The organism is Bacillus sp. A015 (assembly GCF_053851875.1).
Genome location: NZ_JBSPZB010000015.1, coordinates 28,935 through 44,785, shown reverse-complemented (window position 1 = coordinate 44,785; position 15,851 = coordinate 28,935). Strand labels below are relative to the sequence as shown.

Here is a 15,851-nt window from a genome sequence, read left to right as displayed (position 1 = left end):
TCTTTCTACTTTCAGTCATTTCTCTATTATAGCGAAGATCGGGGAAGGCTGAAATATGAATTGATTGGTTTTGTGACTTCTGTATTGGAATTGTTACCTGTGCGATGAAATGATGTGGTAAAATAGTTAGGTTGAATATTCATTAGAAAAATGGTGGTTAAGCGCATGTCTAATAAACTGCTTCGTGGTACGTTGGTTTTAACGATTGGGACGTATCTCTCTCGTATTCTTGGTATGATTTACTTAATTCCATTTAGCGCAATGGTTGGAGCTACTGGTGGTGCGCTATTTCAATATGGATACAATCAGTATACGATCTTTTTAAGTATTGCTACGCTTGGTTTTCCAACAGCGGTATCAAAATTTGTCTCCAAATATAATGCAATCGGCGATTATGAAACAACAAGAAAAATGTTCAGGGCGGGTATGTCGGTCATGCTTGTCACCGGTATTATCGCCTTTTCTCTTTTATATTTGACCGCACCGATTTTTGCCAAGATTCAGCTTGGCGGATCGAATGAAACAGGCGGTTTGACCGTCGATCAAGTGGTATATGTGATTCGGATGGTGAGTTTAGGTCTTTTGGTTGTACCAATCATGAGTCTTGTGCGAGGGTTCTTCCAAGGACACTCCATGATGGGGCCGACAGCTGTTTCCCAAGTCATCGAACAACTTGTCAGAATCATCTTCCTATTAACAGCGACGTTTATTATTTTAAAGGTGCTTGACGGCGGGCTTGTTATTGCTGTCGGATATGCAACATTTGCCGCACTTATCGGCGCATTTGGCGGGTTATTTACGCTTTATTTATATTGGCTGAAGCGGAAAGACCGTCTCCTATCCATGCAGCTGAATACAGGTGCTTACTCTGATTTGACTTATAAGCAAATGTTTACAGAGCTGTTTAGTTATGCAGCACCGTATGTGTTTGTTGGACTTGCGATTCCAATTTATTCTTATATCGATACAAATACAATTAACAGAGCTATGATTGCATCAGGACATCAGGATATTAGTACAGCGGTACTGTCCATTGTGACGTTATATTTACCGAAGCTAGTCATGATCCCTGTGTCACTTGCAACAGCGTTTGGCTTAACATTGATTCCGACGATTACAGAATCATTTACAGCACGTAATTACAAGCTGCTCAATCGGCAAATTGATCAAACGATGCAGGTCATTTTATTCTTCGTACTGCCTGCTTCATTTGGAATCTCTGCATTGGCTGGACCGGTTTATTGGTTTTTCTATCCGTCTGTTCATCCTGAGATTGGGATCTCTATTTTGTTCTGGTATGCACCTGTTGCGTTATTGTTTTCTTTATTCACCATTAACGCAGCGATTTTGCAGGGGATTAACAAACAAAAATTTGCGATTGTCAGTCTTTTGTTAGGGATCATCATTAAAACGGTTCTGAATATCCCGCTCATTAGCTGGCTGCAAGGAAATGGTTCTGTGCTTGCAACTGCACTAGGCTACAGTGCGTCGATCTTGTATATGTTCATCATGATTAAGCGCCATGCAGGCTATTCATTCCGCAGGATTTTCAAACGTTTTATACTCATAAGCATTTTAACAGCAATCATGGCTGTTGTGGCTTATGTGACATGTCAGCTTGTGAGTCAATTGATCTCCTATGAAGGCGGAATTGTACAAGCTGGTATCGTTATTTTGATTTCAATGATCACTGGCGGCGGTGTGTATATGTTCTTATCTTACAAGGTTGGATTACTAGAGCGTGTACTTGGCAGCCGGATGCCGTCATTTTTAAGAAAAAAGAGTTAAGAAGAGGTGGATATTCATGAGGCTTGATAAATTGCTTGCCAATAGCGGCTTTGGTTCAAGAAAAGATGTGAAGAAGCTGGTCAAGGCCCGGGCTGTCACAGTGAATGGGGAAGTGGCGAAGCAGGTGAAAGATCATGTCGATCCATCAAATGATGAAGTGCTCGTACACGGAGAGCGTGTTGAGTATAAAGAATTCATTTATTTAATGATGAACAAGCCAGATGGCGTCATTTCGGCAACGGAGGATCTGCGAGATGAAACGGTTGTCGATTTACTCGAGCCGGAGGATATCGCAAGGGAGCCATTCCCTGTGGGGAGACTTGATAAGGATACAGTCGGTCTTCTCCTCCTCACAAATGATGGGCAGCTCGCTCATCAATTGCTTTCTCCAAAAAAGCATGTCCCGAAAACGTATGAAGTTCATCTGAAATACCCTTTAGGAGATCAAGACATTAAACGCCTTGAAGAGGGGGTTGTGATTTTAGACGACTACCGAACGAAGCCGGCAAAGGTTGAAGTTGATGCCAATCAAGAGGCGGATACACGCATCCGTTTAACGATTACCGAAGGGAAATACCATCAAGTGAAGCTGATGGCACAAGCAGTAGGCAATGAAGTGATTTTTTTAAAACGGTTGTCGATGGGACCTGTCTCATTAGACGAAGATCTAGCCCCCGGGGAGTACCGAGAATTGACGGAAGAAGAATTAGACAGCTTAATCAATCGAGAATAGAAAAAGAACCGGCATATCGCCGGTTCTTTTGTTATATGGACAGTCATTAGAAGCTTAAGATGATATTTTTACTTTTTTTCTCGTTGTTTCCCATTTGCCCCTGCTTGGACTATGAACAAGATCGTTATAGGCAAGCACGTTTAAGTCTCTTTGAATGGTTCTAGGTGTGATCCCGAATTCATCAACCAGCTCTTGTGTCGTCACAAGACCTTTCTCTTGAATGAACATATAGACTGATTTAATTCGAGTCATCATACGGTTTGTTGAAGGTTTCAAAAAACCACTCCCTATCAATAAGATCGGATGGACTTGACTAACCACAACTTACTACACTAAAACGGCGAAATAAGGACATGCAACAATGGTAAATGTTCGTATTTCTTATTATTTTATTCTATTATACACGTTATTATGCATCTAGTTCCACCAAAAAGTCAACTTTACGTGTTTTTTAATTTTAAAATATGTTATATAACATGAATTGAATGCGGTTACAACCCATTAAACATAAGGAGTAAGATGAAGGATGTCTCTTTAGAAAAACAAAAATAAACACAGACAATTTACAAAATAAAAATTGATATTTACAAAAAGACACATTCCTCATTTGAAATGTGCCTTTTTTGTTTCTGTTATCCTTCTAAGAAAAAGAGCTGAATGAAAAATAAAATGGCAAAGATGAGAACAAGGACATGGACTTCTTTCCATCTCCCTTTCGCCAATTTCACAAGTGGATAGGAAATAAATCCAAGTGAAATCCCTGTAGAGATACTAGAGGTCAGCGGCATGGAGAGAATAACAAGAAAAGCAGGAAATGCTTCGTCAAGCTCGTTCCAGCGAATGCGTGACACTGAGTTCATCATCAAACAGCCGACAATGATTAAAACAGGTGATGTGATGGAAGGTAAGGAGGAAATAGCTTGAACTAGTGGGCCAAAAAACAAGGCCACAATAAACAGTGCAGCGACCGTTAAAGAAGTCAGTCCAGTTCTTCCTCCAGCAGCAACCCCTGATGATGATTCAATATAAGCTGTTGTTGGGCTTGTTCCAAACATAGAGCCAACCGTCGTCGCAGCAGAGTCAGCGAGCAGGGCTCTACGCACCTTTGGCAGCTGGCCATTTTTCATTAATCCCGCTTGTTCCGCAACCCCGATCATCGTTCCCGTTGTATCAAAAATCGTGACAAGTAAGAATGAGAAGACAACGGCATATAAATGATGAGAGAACACGTCACCAAAGGCAGCGATTGGATTTGTAATCAGCATGCCTTCAGGCAGTGCAGGGACGTCCATCAGCATTTTAGGGAAATGAAGCTGGCCTGTCACGAGCGCAATCAATGTGGTCGCTAACATGCCGATAAATAGCGCTCCATTTACTTGAAGAACCATTAAAATAACTGAAATCATTAAACCAACGAGCGTTAAAATGACAACAGGTGAGCTTAAGTTGCCAAGCTTCACAAGATTCTCCGGGTCAGCTGCAATGATGCCAGACTGCCGGAGACCGATGAACGCAATGAAAAGACCGATTCCTGCTGTGATCCCGTACTTTAAATTATCTGGAATCGCTTGAATCAGTTGTTTTCTAAGGGATGTTAACGATAAAATAATAAAGAGTATACCAGCAACAAATACCGCACTGAACGCCGTTTGATAGCTGATGCCGCCACCGCCGACTACTGTAAAGGTGAAATAGACATTCAGCCCCATGCCTGGTGCAATGGCAATCGGATAGTTTGCAAATAGTGCCATCCAGAGCGTACCGACGACAGCAGCGATGATAGTTGCAGTAAAGACTTGGTCAAAAGGAATGCCTGCTTTTGAAAGAATTCCTGGGTTGACGGCTACAATATATACCATAGTAAAGAATGTCGTCATACCAGCGATTAATTCTTTCTTTATGTTGGTTTGGTTTTCTTTTAATTGAAACATAAAATCCTCCATTTACGAACATTATTACAAAACAATTAATATAATATTCGTTTTAAGGATGGATTGCAACCTTTTTTCAAGGAGGAATGGAATAATGAATTGGGAAGCTGAAGTGATACGAAAAAAAGAAGATCTGATTAAGGATACACAATCTTTTTTGCAAATTGAAAGTGTCCTTGATGAAGAAGGTGGAAAAGAAGGGAAGCCGTTCGGTGAAAAAGTGGACGAGGCCCTTCAGTACATGCTGAAAAAAGGAAAAGACGAAGGCTTCACAGTGAAAAATGTCGATGGCTATGCAGGTCATATTGAATATGGACAAGGCGAAGACATTGTAGGTGTGCTATGCCATGTGGACGTCGTGCCTGCTGGTGACGGCTGGACAACCCCGCCATTTTCAGCGGATATCAGAGAAAATAGAATCTTTGCAAGAGGGGCCATTGATGATAAAGGCCCAACCATGGCAGCTTTCTACGCACTTAAGATGTTAAAAGATGCGGGTATGCAGCTGTCGAAGAAGATTCGAATGATCATCGGAACAGATGAAGAAAGCGATTGGCGCTGTGTGGACCATTATTTCAAGCATGAAGCGATGCCGCAAATTGGCTTTGCGCCGGATGCCGATTTTCCGATTATTCATGCTGAAAAAGGGATCATTGATGCCATTGTGTCATTTACATATCAACAAACAGAGGACAATAAGCGCTATACACTCAAGCAATTCACATCAGGTATGAGGCTCAATATGGTGCCAGATGAGGCCGCTGCCACTGTGGCAGCTGCGCAGGAACATGATGAAGAAGCATTGAAAACAGCTTTTAAAGCCTATCTCGCTGAAAATCAATTGTCAGGTGAGGCAAAGAAAACAGCGGATGGGCTGCATTTCACTTTAAAAGGTGTATCAGTCCATGCAATGGAGCCGGCGCATGGAACGAATGCGGGCATTCATATGGCGAATTTCTTATGTGGGCATGATGTAGATGAACAAGGACTTGCCTTTACATCACAAATACACGCTTTATTTGATCAGGACACACGAGGACAAAAGCTGGGAATTGCTTGCCAAGATGACATTAGCGGGGACCTGACTTTGAATGTTGGAACGATCCGCTATACGCAAAACGAGGAAGCAAAGCTAGGGTTAAATGTCCGCTATCCAGTGACAGCAGATGGCAAGGACGTAAGAAAAGGGATTGAAAGCATCAAAGGGGCATCCATTGAGAAATTTGATGACAGCCCTCCGCATCACGTCTCAAAAAATCATCCACTTGTGAAAACATTGCAGCGGGTATATGAGGAACAAACTGGAGATCCAGCAACTCTTATTGCCATTGGGGGAGGAACGTATGCGAGATCTCTAGAAGCAGGAGTTGCCTTTGGCCCTCTATTCCCTGGCAGACCAGATTGCGCCCATCAAAAGGATGAATATATCGAAATCGATGACTTACTAAGAGCAACAGCTCTATATGCACAAGCTATGTATGAATTGGCAAAATAGAAAAAGGTAAAGAGAAGAGGGGATTCACAGTGAAAAAAATGTTCTTATGCTCTTCATTCAAAGACAGCTATTCTCTCTTGTCTGACTTTGCGGGTGAATCATTAAAAGGAAAAAGCGTGACGTTTATTCCAACAGCTAGTGCTGTGGAAGAAGTAACGCACTATGTGGCAGCAGCAAAAGAGGCCTTTCATCAATTAGATATGCCATTAGAGACTGTTCAAATGGCTGAGCATACTGCCCAAGAGATCACACATATGCTCGAACGAAATGATGTCATCTACGTATCAGGAGGCAATACCTTTTATTTGTTACAGGAATTACGAAAGCATCGCCTCGATCACGTCTTGAAAGAAGAAATGAGCAAAGGCAAGTTGTACATTGGAGAATCAGCAGGGAGTATCATCATGGCGCCAAGCATTGAATATATTTCATTGATGGATGATCAGGAGAAGGCGCCGGAGCTGTCATCGTTTCAAGGGATTAATGAAATCAGCAGCTATCCGGTACCGCATATGCAACATGCCTATTTAGGTGAAGCCGCGCAGCAAATTATCGAGCAGCATCAGCATACGCTTGCTATATGCCCGCTCACTGATGAACAGGTTTTACTCGTTACAGGTGAGCAGGCTGAGGTGAAGTCGGTCAAATAGACGTGACCGTGAAACAACGAAGAAAAAGGAACAGGGATTCATCCCCCTGTTTCAGCGTGTAGACAAACCCTCGCATTCTTTGTCAGTCCTGCGTGCCGGTGCTCACGAATGTCAAATTCGCTCCGCTCCGGTACTCGTCCTTCCTAGACTTCAAGGGCTTTCTATCACGCTGAAAAGAAGACAAAGGGCTAAAATTAAGATCATTTTAGCCCTTTGTCAACAATCTGAAAGGAACAGGGATTCATCCCCCTGTTCCTATTTTAATCTTGAAAAACATCACTTGATAAATATCGTTCTCCCGTATCTGCTGTCATACAGATGACGATATGATCCTTAGGCATTTGTTTGGCTGTTTCAATGGCAGCATAGCAAGCTGCGCCAGATGATGGGCCAACTAAAATTCCTTCAAGACGGGCAAGCTGCCGTGTGATGTGGTACGCATCTTCATCGCTCACTTGCACAATCTCATCATAGACATGCTCATTTAAAATAGTTGGGATAAATCCTGGACTTGTGCCAACGAGCTTATGTTTGCCAGGTTTCCCGCCAGATAAGACTGGAGATTCCTTCGGTTCTGCCACACGTATGGTCAGGCCGGGGAATGCCTTTTTTAATTCTTCACCAGTGCCTGTAATGGTTCCGCCAGTTCCAGCTGTTGCGACAAAGGCAGCAAGAGGCTGCCCAAGTTGCTTCACAGCTTCCATGATTTCTACAGCTGTTGTCCCTCTGTGAGCATCGGGGTTCGCTCCATTGTCAAATTGCATTGGAATAAAGCTATGAGGAATTTGAGCAGCCAGTTCTTCTGCCTTGCGAATGCAGCCTGGCATTTTTTCTTCTCCTGGGGTTAAGACGACCTGTGCACCGTATGCCTTTAAAATATTGATTCTTTCCTTTGTCATCGTATCAGGCATGACAAGTATAGCTTTGTAGCCTCTTGCTGCGGCGTTCATCGCTAAACCAATCCCTGTATTTCCGCTAGTTGGTTCAATAATGGTCGCCCCTTTTTTGAGCTTCCCTTGTCTTTCTGCCTCAACGATCATATTGTAAGCAGCACGATCTTTCACACTTCCACTAGGATTAAATAATTCCAGCTTTAAATAAACAGCCGCCGCATTGTCTGGCTGAAGACGCTGTAATTTGACAAGTGGTGTATCGCCAATCAGTTCAGCAATATTTTGTGCAACCTTCATCATGTGACACCCTTTCTTCTCATTCCGCATTTCTTTAGTTATACTATCATCAATGGGGATTCGTAAAGTTTGTTAAAAAAGGACAGGTGATATGATGTCAGAAAGCCGTCATTATTTTATTGGAATTCACATCCCTGAACAACTTGCGCATCAAATCAAAACAGACATCGATCAAAGAAGCGGACTGTCATTTCAAAAATGGACAGCACCAAGTGATTATCATGTAACCCTTGTATTTTTAGGCGCCATTCTAAAAGAGCGTTTGGAAAAGATCATTCAACTGCTTGAAAACCTTTCAAATGAAGCATCTGCATTTCCGCTAGAGCTGAATGAGTTAGGACAGTTTGGTACAAAGGAGCGCCCAAGAGTCTTTTTTGCAAAGCCGAGTGAAAGCAAGCCGCTCATGTATTTAAGAGAAAAGGTGAAAGCATCCGTATTATCAGCAGGTCATCCTGTCGAAAAGAGACCCTTTCATCCGCATATGACGATTGCGCGCAAATGGAATGCGGATCAGTCTTATGCAGAACAATCGCCTTTACGTAAAGAGCCATATGTGATGGAGGTTTCTAGTATTGCTTTATTTGAAATACGTCCGAAAGAAACCCCACGTTATCACACAATCAAACAATTTACCCTACATAAATGATTCTAGAAGTTGGAGTGAGCAGCAGATGGCGCAAATTATCAAAATCCAAGATTATATATCACGATATGAACAAGACCCTCATCATTACATCAATCAGTTTATTCGATTGAAAAAACAAAGATGGGACGAGTTAAAAAGAGCTTCGAAAGAGGAGGCGCAGCAGCAGGTCGACCAAATCCTTGAACAAGCGCCTGAACAAGAGGAAGAAAAGAGAAAGAAATTCTCCTTAAAGAGAAAGCAAAAAGAAGCCGATATGAAAAAGGAACGAGACCTGAGTCTTTTTAACGAGCCAACAGATATAGAGCAAGGTGTCTTCAGAAACGTCCCTACCGATGAAACGAAGCTCATTCACTTTTTTAAGGATCATCTATATGATGTTCAATTAAAATGGGCCAGCTCGACGATATCTCACATTTCAACCGTATCCCATCACATTCGGTATGATGAAAAGCTGCGTATGCTTGCAAGGCAGCTTCCAGATTCTTATTTTGTGATGTACAAGCCGGTGCTGCTCATTCAAAAAGCTGAGATGGAATTATGCTCCGTGCTCATTACGCCGCTGGAAGTGATCTGTTTATCCTTCTTAGAGGCAGAGTCAGACAGCGTATATATCGGATCCAAGGAACGTTTTTGGGAAAAGCGGGCGACGGGGAAAGCTGTTCAGTCCATCTTGAACCCTTGTACAAGCCTTCTGCGCTCTGGAACCGTGGTGTCAAAGATTTTACAGCAAAGTGGTGTAGACCTTCCTGTGAAAAAAATCCTGATCAGCCGAACCTCTTATATTGACCTACCTGAAGTGCCATACGGGATGGAGGTTGTCGATAAGAAGAAGGCTGAAGAATGGTTTGAAAAGCAGCGGAAAAATACGGCGCCGACAAAGCACCAGCAATTTAAGGCGACAAAGGCATTGCTTGCTTATGGTGAATCAGACAGCAAAAGAAGGCAGGAATGGCTCGATTAAAGGCATGATGGAAGGTCGCGTAACATGAGACCTGAGTGGAGCTAATATATGAATGAATGGTACTTTATCGTCAATCCAGCAGCAGGACATGGAAAAGGACTCCGCATTTGGAGGAGCATAGAGAAAGAGTTACAAAAGGTGGAGATCTCATACCGGTCGTTTCTCACCCAGCATGAAGGCCATGCGGAAGTATTGGCGAGACAGATTAGCGCCATGCAAGATGACAGGCTGAAGCGCCTGATCATCATTGGCGGTGACGGCACCATTCATGAAGTACTGAATGGCTTAAAAGAAATCGATCATGTGCAGCTGAGTTTTGTCCCCGCTGGCCATTGGAATGACGCAGCGAAGGGGCTCGGTATCCATCGTCATGATGTGTTAAAAGAAGTGAGAAAGCAAAAGAGAATGCTAACCAAAACATTTTCTCTCGGTTCCTTTCAGGATCATGCAGAAAGCCCGCAATCTGTTCTCTTTCTCAATCATATTGGTGCTGGGTTTGACGCGCATGTCTTGAGGAAAACGGTGCATTTCAGAGGGAAAAAGTGGCTGAAAAGGCTCAAGCTTGGGTTTATCATTTACCCGCTGTCATTTCTTCATTCTTTATGGTCATTCAAGCCGTTTGACCTTGCTCTTTTTATTGAAAATGAGAGAAAAGTCTTTCGCCAAGTGTGGTTTGTGATCGTATGCAATCATCCGTATTATGGCGGAGGGCTGGAAGCAGCGCCAGAAGCAAGTGCAAGGCAGCCAGGCTTTCAAACGATCGTAGTCACGGATTTGAATCCATTCAAAGTCCTCTTGTTTCTAAGTGCGATGGTGTTTCGAAAGCACCTGGCGATGAAGGGAGTCACCCTGTTTCAGCATGAGGAAGTGTACTTGGAGGCAGATGAAAAAATCTTATTTCACGCAGATGGTGAAGTGATCGGCGCAACTCCTGTCTTTGTGAAGGCTAGTGAACGATCCTTAAAATTACGTGCTTAAATGACTGCCGGCGTATGCGCCAGCAACAGAACCATGAAAAAAGCCTTCCTTTTCATAAGGTTCTTGTCCTGATTTTTTAGTTTTGCTTGACGAGTATAAGAAGGTAGCGATAAAATCTATAGGACGGCTATTGTTTAGCATCTCATTCTCAATAGCTGTCCTTTTTGTTTTTATGATCATATAAATAAAAAAAGAAACAGCCAATTGACCTTCAATCGGCTGAATTTTGTCGACTAAAAAAGCACGATTTAAAATATTTTAAGAAATGATGGGTTGAAAATTGATATGAACTGGTTGGGACAAATATTAGGTAGCGAATGGCACATCTCTCCTGCTGGAGGCGCTACGGGAGATGCGTACTTCGCAACACACAATGACCAAAAGCTATTTTTAAAACGCAATACGTCACCGTTTCTTGCGGTTTTGTCAGCTGAAGGCATTGTGCCGAAGCTTGTCTGGACAAAACGGATGGAAAACGGGGATGTCATTACTGCGCAGCACTGGCTGAGCGGCAGAGAACTGAAGCCAAAGGACATGAATGACCGTCCTGTGGCGGAGCAGCTAAGAAAAATTCATACTTCTAAAGAATTGCTCGATATGCTGAAACGATTAGAGAAGCACTCTCTAGACCCAGAATCTATTCTGATGCATCTGAAGCAGTCCATTTTAAAAGAGCAGATTGATTCACCTGATATCACGCGTGCCATCCAGTATTTAGAGAAGCATGTGGAGGCAGTCCATTTCGAGGATAAGGTCGTATGTCATTGTGATCTCAATCATAATAATTGGCTGCTGACAGATGAAAACCAGCTCTATTTGATCGATTGGGATGGGGCAATGATTGCAGACCCTGCGATTGATCTTGGACCGCTTTTATACCATTATGTTGATGAAAAGAACTGGGAAAGCTGGCTCTCTATGTACGGCGCCCCGCTGACGGACAATTTGCGGAAACGCATGGCGTGGTACGTGCTCGCTGAAACCGTATCGTTTGTCGTTTGGCATAAAAGAAAAGGAAATGAAAAGGCGCAAAAAGAAGTGCAAGCAGAGCTAAACGCACTGCTAAAACGGTTAAACATCCATTAAGACAGTGGAATGTTTTCGACCCACTCAGACAGATGAGATTGATGCTCCTCGATATGTGCATCAATTGAACTGACAGAGGTGCCCTTTTGGCTGTAATCATAAATATCTGTTAACAGCTGACGAACATCGGCATCAAAATCTTCTTTCGCCAGCATTAATTGAATGACGCGTCCCACCTGTTCATATTCTGCAACAGTCCCACAGCAATCCAGCTGGTGATCGGTTAAGATATCTTTGATTAATTGAAGCTGATGTTGGCGGTTTAATCCCATACGTATGCTCCTTTCTTGCGTGTCGTTTATGTGGTTAAACTGTGCATTCAGCGCCCAATTTATACATGCGGCAGACCAGCTCAAATAAGGGCTGGTCTTTTTCATATGTGCATATGAGATGCTGTCTTGCGGGTCTTTATGTTTCATGGTATCTTGATAAAATGTAAAGAAAATAGAGGTGTATCAAATTGAGAATGCGACATAAACCATGGGCTGATGATTACTTAGCTGAAAATGCTCATATTGCTCTAGCAAACCCTGAACAGTATAAAGGGAAATGGCATGAGCTGTTTGGAAATGATCATCCAATCCATATTGAAGTTGGGACAGGGAAAGGGAGCTTTATTGCTGGAATGGGCAAGCTTCATCCCGATATCAACTATATTGGTATTGAATTATTTAAAAGTGTCATAGTGACAGCAGTAGATAAAATCAAAGAAACAGATGTAGAAAACGTGAAGCTTTTAAACATTAATGCAGAGACACTGACAGATGTGTTTGCAGAAAATGAGATTGACCGGGTGTATTTGAATTTCTCTGATCCGTGGCCAAAAGCAAGACACGAAAAGCGCAGATTGACATTTAAAGCCTTTTTAGAGCGATATGAACATATTCTCCGTCCAGGCGGTGAATTACATTTCAAAACAGATAACCGCGGATTATTTGAATATTCCTTAAAGAGCTTTTCTGCTTACGGACTCCTTTTAACGTATGTAAGCCTTGATTTACATGAGGATGGTCTAGAAGGAAATGTGATGACAGAATATGAAGAGAAATTCTCTTCTATGGGACAACCCATCTATCGATCAGAAGTGAAATACCCAGAATAATAAAAGAAAAAAGCTGGCTGCAATGAATGATTGCGTCAGCTTTTTTTGATGAAACGTTTCAGAGGATTGGTGCATGCGAATTTCCGCTGTATTTGCTACGATAGAAAAAGGAGGGATGACAGCAATGGAGACAATGAAAATAGGCGAAATGGAATTGTTCTGGTTAAACGGGGGAGATACTCACATGGACGGCGGTGCGATGTTTGGTGTGGTGCCAAAGCCGTTATGGTCAAAAAAATACCCGGTAAACGATCGCAATCAAATTGAACTAAGGTGTGATCCCATTCTCATTCGATGGAATGGTCTTCATCTATTAGTGGATTCCGGCATCGGATCAGGGAAGCTGACGGATAAACAAAAACGAAATTACGGCGTAACAGAAGAGACCAAAATGGAGGAATCGCTTGCGGCTCTCGGTCTACAACCATCAGACATTGATTACGTATTAATGACCCACCTGCACTTCGATCATGCTAGCGGGTTAACAAAACGCGAGGGCGATCAGCTCGTGTCTGTTTTTCAGCAGGCAAAAATCATCACATCCAAAATCGAATGGGATGAGATGAGAGCGCCGAATATTCGCTCAAGAAATACATATTGGAAAGAAAACTGGGAGCCTGTAGCAGATCAAGTGGTCACATTTGAAGAAAGCATCGAAGTGACAGAAGGAATTCATCTGCATCATACAGGTGGTCACAGCAATGGTCATAGCATCTTAACGCTCACAAGTCAGGGCGAAACAGCGATTCATTTAGCTGATATCATGCCAACACACGCTCATAAAAATCCACTTTGGGTGCTGGCATATGACGATTTTCCGATGACTTCGATTCCCGCCAAACAAAAGTGGCAAGCATTCGCAGAAGAACAAAATGCATGGTACTTGTTTTATCATGATGCCATTTACCGCGCTGTGAAGTGGGATGAAGACGGGCAAATCACACATGAAGTCAAAAGAGAAGCAGGAAGATAAAAGATCATCTGTATGTTTTTTTCGCCTTTCACACAAAATAACGACAAAATGAACTTGTGAAAGGAAGAGTGCAGGTGAATCAATTTTATCGTGTACATGGTGATGTGATCGAGACACCATTAAGAGGGATGGAAGTCATGTCTGTCCCTTATTTAAACAAAGGGGTTGCATTTACAAAGGAAGAGCGGGAAGAGCTTGGTTTAAAGGGATTTCTCCCGCCTAAGGTTTTAACGTTAGAAGACCAGGCGAAGCGTGCATATGAGCAGTTCCAAGCACAGCCAGATGCGCTTGGGAAAAATGTTTATTTAACAGCGCTTCATGACAGAAACGAAGTGCTCTTTTATAAATTATTAAATGATCATTTGGCAGAAATGCTTCCGATCGTATACACCCCGACCGTAGGAACGGCGATTCAGCGTTATAGCCATGAGTATAGAAAACCTAGAGGACTTTATTTATCCATTGATGACCTAGAAGGCATGGAAGAGATTTTTGCCTCTTACGGTGTTGATGAATCGATTGACTTAATCGTTGCGACTGATGCAGAAGGCATTTTAGGCATCGGAGACTGGGGCGTTGGCGGCATAGCCATTTCAGTCGGGAAGTTGTCTGTTTATACAGCGGCGGCAGGTATTGATCCTAGCCGCGTGCTGGCAGTGGTGCTTGATGCCGGGACGAATCAAGAAAGTCTCTTGAATGATCCGCTTTATGTCGGAAATCAGCACTCTCGCGTTCGAGGAGAGCGCTATGATGAGTTCATTGATCAATATGTTGAGCTTGCCCGCGCCACCTTTCCGAATGCACTTCTTCACTGGGAAGACTTTGGTACAAAGAATGCCCGCGCCATTTTGGAGAAATATAAGGACCGTATTTGTACATTCAATGATGATATTCAAGGAACTGGAGCGGTTTCACTTGCTGCGGTTCTGGCATGTGTAAAAGCATCGAAGGTTCCACTGAAAGATCAACGAATCGTCATCTTTGGAGCGGGTACAGCAGGTATTGGCATAGCAGAGCAAATTCGTGATGCTATCGTAAGAGATGGGGTCAAAGAAGAGGAATCATATGACCATTTCTGGTGTATAGATAAAAATGGATTGCTCACAGATGATTCACCTGAAATTCAGCCTTTCCAAAAGCCATATGCAAGACATTCTGAGGAAGTAAAGGATTATGCGCGTAATGGTCCAAAGCATTCCATTGATTTGTTAGAGGTCGTCAAGCAGGCTAAACCAACCATTTTAATTGGCACCTCGACAGTAGGAGGGGCATTTACAGAGGAAATTGTAAAAGAAATGGCGTCACATGTCGAGCACCCAGCGATTTTACCGATGTCTAATCCGACACCTCTTTCAGAAGCAAAGCCGGAGGATCTGATCGAGTGGACAGAAGGACGTGCCCTTGTGACAACGGGAAGCCCATTTGATCCTGTGGAATACAATGGGGTCACATATGAAATTGGGCAGGCAAATAATGCCCTTGTTTTTCCAGGCCTTGGTCTTGGAACCATTGTGTCTAAAGCCCGTCTGATGACAAATAGCATGTTTGTGGCGAGTGCTGAAGCCATTGCTAGTATGGTCAATGTCGGAAAACCGGGTGCGTCGATGCTGCCAAGTGTCGAGCAGCTTCGAACGGTTTCGGCCACAGTGGCTGTCCGTGTGGCGCAAGCGGCAATTGACGAAGGAATTGCCGAAGATACGCCTGATGATCTCATACAGGCTGTACAGGACGCCATGTGGCACCCTGTGTACAAAAAAATCAAAGCCATATAAAAAAAGAAGCTTCGCAAGGACACGTCTTTGCGAAGCTTTCTTTATCAAGCAACAGAATCAATGACATCAACGATCATGCCTGTTTTTGCATCAATCATGACTTCGTACTGTTCAAGCTCACCAAAGGCAGAGCGAGTAATGCCAGATTTGTACACATCAATCGTTTCACCATTTACGGTATACGGCTCTGGTACAGTATAGATCCAAGAGCCATCAATCGGACCGCGCTGTTTAAAAGCAGATTTCACAATTTTTAACGCTTTTTCAGACGAGATATACGTAGGGAAAAATACTTTCTTTGCAATCATTGCAGCGGCTACGCCAATACTCGCACCAATCAAAACATGTTTTAACTTCAACGTGCTGCACCTCCGTATTGCTGTTTTTTCCATTATACAAAACTTGTCCATTGATGTTAAGAAATCCGAATACTTGAAAGCATATTCAAAATTTCTGGAGAGATACTTGGAAAACCGAAAGAATTCTTATAGTATAAAGTGAGTGTTATTTTTATAGGAATATATATGGTCATACATAGAAACGAGG

The 15,851-nt window shown here is 42.8% G+C and carries 16 protein-coding genes; 11 read left to right on the top strand and 5 right to left on the bottom strand.

Going from position 1 to position 15,851, the window contains the following annotated elements; all coding sequences use genetic code 11:
• Window positions 1–165 precede the first annotated feature (165 nt).
• The gene (locus tag ACSLGF_RS13065; RefSeq protein WP_456006083.1) at window positions 166–1,788 is read left to right on the top strand and encodes a putative polysaccharide biosynthesis protein; all 1,623 of its coding nucleotides are present in this window, start codon (window positions 166–168) and stop codon (window positions 1,786–1,788) included.
• Between the two features lie 16 nt (window positions 1,789–1,804).
• Window positions 1,805–2,521, top strand: a complete 717-nt coding sequence (locus tag ACSLGF_RS13060) for a pseudouridine synthase (RefSeq protein WP_456006081.1) — start codon at window positions 1,805–1,807, stop codon at window positions 2,519–2,521.
• A 54-nt stretch (window positions 2,522–2,575) separates the two neighbouring features.
• Here ACSLGF_RS13060 and ACSLGF_RS13055 read toward each other — a convergent pair whose 3' ends face one another.
• Together ACSLGF_RS13055 and ACSLGF_RS13050 are read right to left on the bottom strand one after the other, a co-directional pair.
• On the bottom strand, window positions 2,576–2,797 hold the full coding sequence (locus ACSLGF_RS13055) for a DeoR family transcriptional regulator (RefSeq protein WP_008356419.1): 222 nt from the start codon (window positions 2,795–2,797) through the stop codon (window positions 2,576–2,578).
• A gap of 356 nt (window positions 2,798–3,153) precedes the next feature.
• Window positions 3,154–4,452: an NCS2 family permease gene (locus ACSLGF_RS13050; protein WP_456006079.1), complete on the bottom strand. Its 1,299-nt coding sequence runs from the start codon at window positions 4,450–4,452 to the stop codon at window positions 3,154–3,156.
• Window positions 4,453–4,546: 94 nt separating this feature from the next.
• On the opposite strand from ACSLGF_RS13050, the gene pepV reads away from it, so the two are divergent.
• Window positions 4,547–5,947, top strand: coding sequence for a dipeptidase PepV (gene pepV, locus ACSLGF_RS13045; RefSeq protein WP_456006077.1), 1,401 nt, complete (start codon window positions 4,547–4,549; stop codon window positions 5,945–5,947).
• A 29-nt stretch (window positions 5,948–5,976) separates the two neighbouring features.
• The gene (locus ACSLGF_RS13040; protein WP_456006074.1) at window positions 5,977–6,597 is read left to right on the top strand and encodes a Type 1 glutamine amidotransferase-like domain-containing protein; all 621 of its coding nucleotides are present in this window, start codon (window positions 5,977–5,979) and stop codon (window positions 6,595–6,597) included.
• 260 nt (window positions 6,598–6,857) lie between these two features.
• On the opposite strand, the gene cysK is transcribed toward ACSLGF_RS13040, so the two are convergent.
• Window positions 6,858–7,787, bottom strand: coding sequence for a cysteine synthase A (gene cysK, locus ACSLGF_RS13035; RefSeq protein ID WP_456006071.1), 930 nt, complete (start codon window positions 7,785–7,787; stop codon window positions 6,858–6,860).
• A 91-nt stretch (window positions 7,788–7,878) separates the two neighbouring features.
• On the opposite strand from cysK, the gene thpR reads away from it, so the two are divergent.
• The 4 genes from thpR (at window position 7,879) to ACSLGF_RS13015 (ending at window position 11,458) form a co-directional block, all read left to right on the top strand.
• The gene (thpR, locus tag ACSLGF_RS13030) at window positions 7,879–8,433 is read left to right on the top strand and encodes an RNA 2',3'-cyclic phosphodiesterase (RefSeq protein ID WP_456006068.1); all 555 of its coding nucleotides are present in this window, start codon (window positions 7,879–7,881) and stop codon (window positions 8,431–8,433) included.
• A 25-nt stretch (window positions 8,434–8,458) separates the two neighbouring features.
• Window positions 8,459–9,394 carry a hypothetical protein gene (locus tag ACSLGF_RS13025; RefSeq protein ID WP_456006066.1) on the top strand — a complete coding sequence of 312 codons (936 nt, stop codon included), beginning with the start codon at window positions 8,459–8,461 and terminating at the stop codon, window positions 9,392–9,394.
• 48 nt (window positions 9,395–9,442) lie between these two features.
• Window positions 9,443–10,372: a YegS/Rv2252/BmrU family lipid kinase gene (locus ACSLGF_RS13020; RefSeq protein WP_456006062.1), complete on the top strand. Its 930-nt coding sequence runs from the start codon at window positions 9,443–9,445 to the stop codon at window positions 10,370–10,372.
• Between the two features lie 285 nt (window positions 10,373–10,657).
• A complete protein-coding gene (locus tag ACSLGF_RS13015; protein WP_180275495.1) occupies window positions 10,658–11,458 on the top strand; it encodes a phosphotransferase family protein in 801 nt (266 codons plus the stop codon).
• On the opposite strand, the gene ACSLGF_RS13010 is transcribed toward ACSLGF_RS13015, so the two are convergent.
• Window positions 11,455–11,730 (bottom strand): YtzH-like family protein, encoded by a 276-nt coding sequence (locus ACSLGF_RS13010; protein WP_456006059.1) that lies wholly within the window; start codon window positions 11,728–11,730, stop codon window positions 11,455–11,457. The genes ACSLGF_RS13015 and ACSLGF_RS13010 overlap by 4 nt on opposite strands.
• A 188-nt stretch (window positions 11,731–11,918) precedes the next feature.
• On the opposite strand from ACSLGF_RS13010, the gene trmB reads away from it, so the two are divergent.
• The 3 genes from trmB (at window position 11,919) to ACSLGF_RS12995 (ending at window position 15,305) form a co-directional block, all read left to right on the top strand.
• Window positions 11,919–12,560, top strand: a complete 642-nt coding sequence (trmB, locus tag ACSLGF_RS13005) for a tRNA (guanosine(46)-N7)-methyltransferase TrmB (protein ID WP_456006057.1) — start codon at window positions 11,919–11,921, stop codon at window positions 12,558–12,560.
• A 124-nt stretch (window positions 12,561–12,684) separates the two neighbouring features.
• Entirely contained in the window at window positions 12,685–13,533 is an 849-nt protein-coding gene (locus ACSLGF_RS13000; RefSeq protein WP_456006054.1) for a YtnP family quorum-quenching lactonase, read from the top strand.
• 74 nt (window positions 13,534–13,607) lie between these two features.
• Entirely contained in the window at window positions 13,608–15,305 is a 1,698-nt protein-coding gene (locus ACSLGF_RS12995; protein WP_456006052.1) for an NAD-dependent malic enzyme, read from the top strand.
• Window positions 15,306–15,349: 44 nt separating this feature from the next.
• Here ACSLGF_RS12995 and ACSLGF_RS12990 read toward each other — a convergent pair whose 3' ends face one another.
• On the bottom strand, window positions 15,350–15,664 hold the full coding sequence (locus tag ACSLGF_RS12990; protein WP_099726831.1) for a PepSY domain-containing protein: 315 nt from the start codon (window positions 15,662–15,664) through the stop codon (window positions 15,350–15,352).
• Window positions 15,665–15,851 lie beyond the last annotated feature (187 nt).

What these genes read in the sequence shown, in the direction of transcription:
- ACSLGF_RS13065 (WP_456006083.1), top strand. Translation starts at nt 166, where the DNA reads ATGTCTAATAAACTGCTTCGTGGTACGTTGGTTTTAACGATTGGGACG.
- ACSLGF_RS13060 (WP_456006081.1), top strand. Translation starts at nt 1,805, where the DNA reads ATGAGGCTTGATAAATTGCTTGCCAATAGCGGCTTTGGTTCAAGAAAA.
- ACSLGF_RS13050 (WP_456006079.1), bottom strand. Translation starts at nt 4,452, where the DNA reads ATGTTTCAATTAAAAGAAAACCAAACCAACATAAAGAAAGAATTAATC.
- pepV (WP_456006077.1), top strand. Translation starts at nt 4,547, where the DNA reads ATGAATTGGGAAGCTGAAGTGATACGAAAAAAAGAAGATCTGATTAAG.
- cysK (WP_456006071.1), bottom strand. Translation starts at nt 7,787, where the DNA reads ATGAAGGTTGCACAAAATATTGCTGAACTGATTGGCGATACACCACTT.
- thpR (WP_456006068.1), top strand. Translation starts at nt 7,879, where the DNA reads ATGATGTCAGAAAGCCGTCATTATTTTATTGGAATTCACATCCCTGAA.
- ACSLGF_RS13025 (WP_456006066.1), top strand. Translation starts at nt 8,459, where the DNA reads ATGGCGCAAATTATCAAAATCCAAGATTATATATCACGATATGAACAA.
- ACSLGF_RS13020 (WP_456006062.1), top strand. Translation starts at nt 9,443, where the DNA reads ATGAATGAATGGTACTTTATCGTCAATCCAGCAGCAGGACATGGAAAA.
- ACSLGF_RS13015 (WP_180275495.1), top strand. Translation starts at nt 10,658, where the DNA reads ATGAACTGGTTGGGACAAATATTAGGTAGCGAATGGCACATCTCTCCT.
- ACSLGF_RS13010 (WP_456006059.1), bottom strand. Translation starts at nt 11,730, where the DNA reads ATGGGATTAAACCGCCAACATCAGCTTCAATTAATCAAAGATATCTTA.
- ACSLGF_RS13000 (WP_456006054.1), top strand. Translation starts at nt 12,685, where the DNA reads ATGGAGACAATGAAAATAGGCGAAATGGAATTGTTCTGGTTAAACGGG.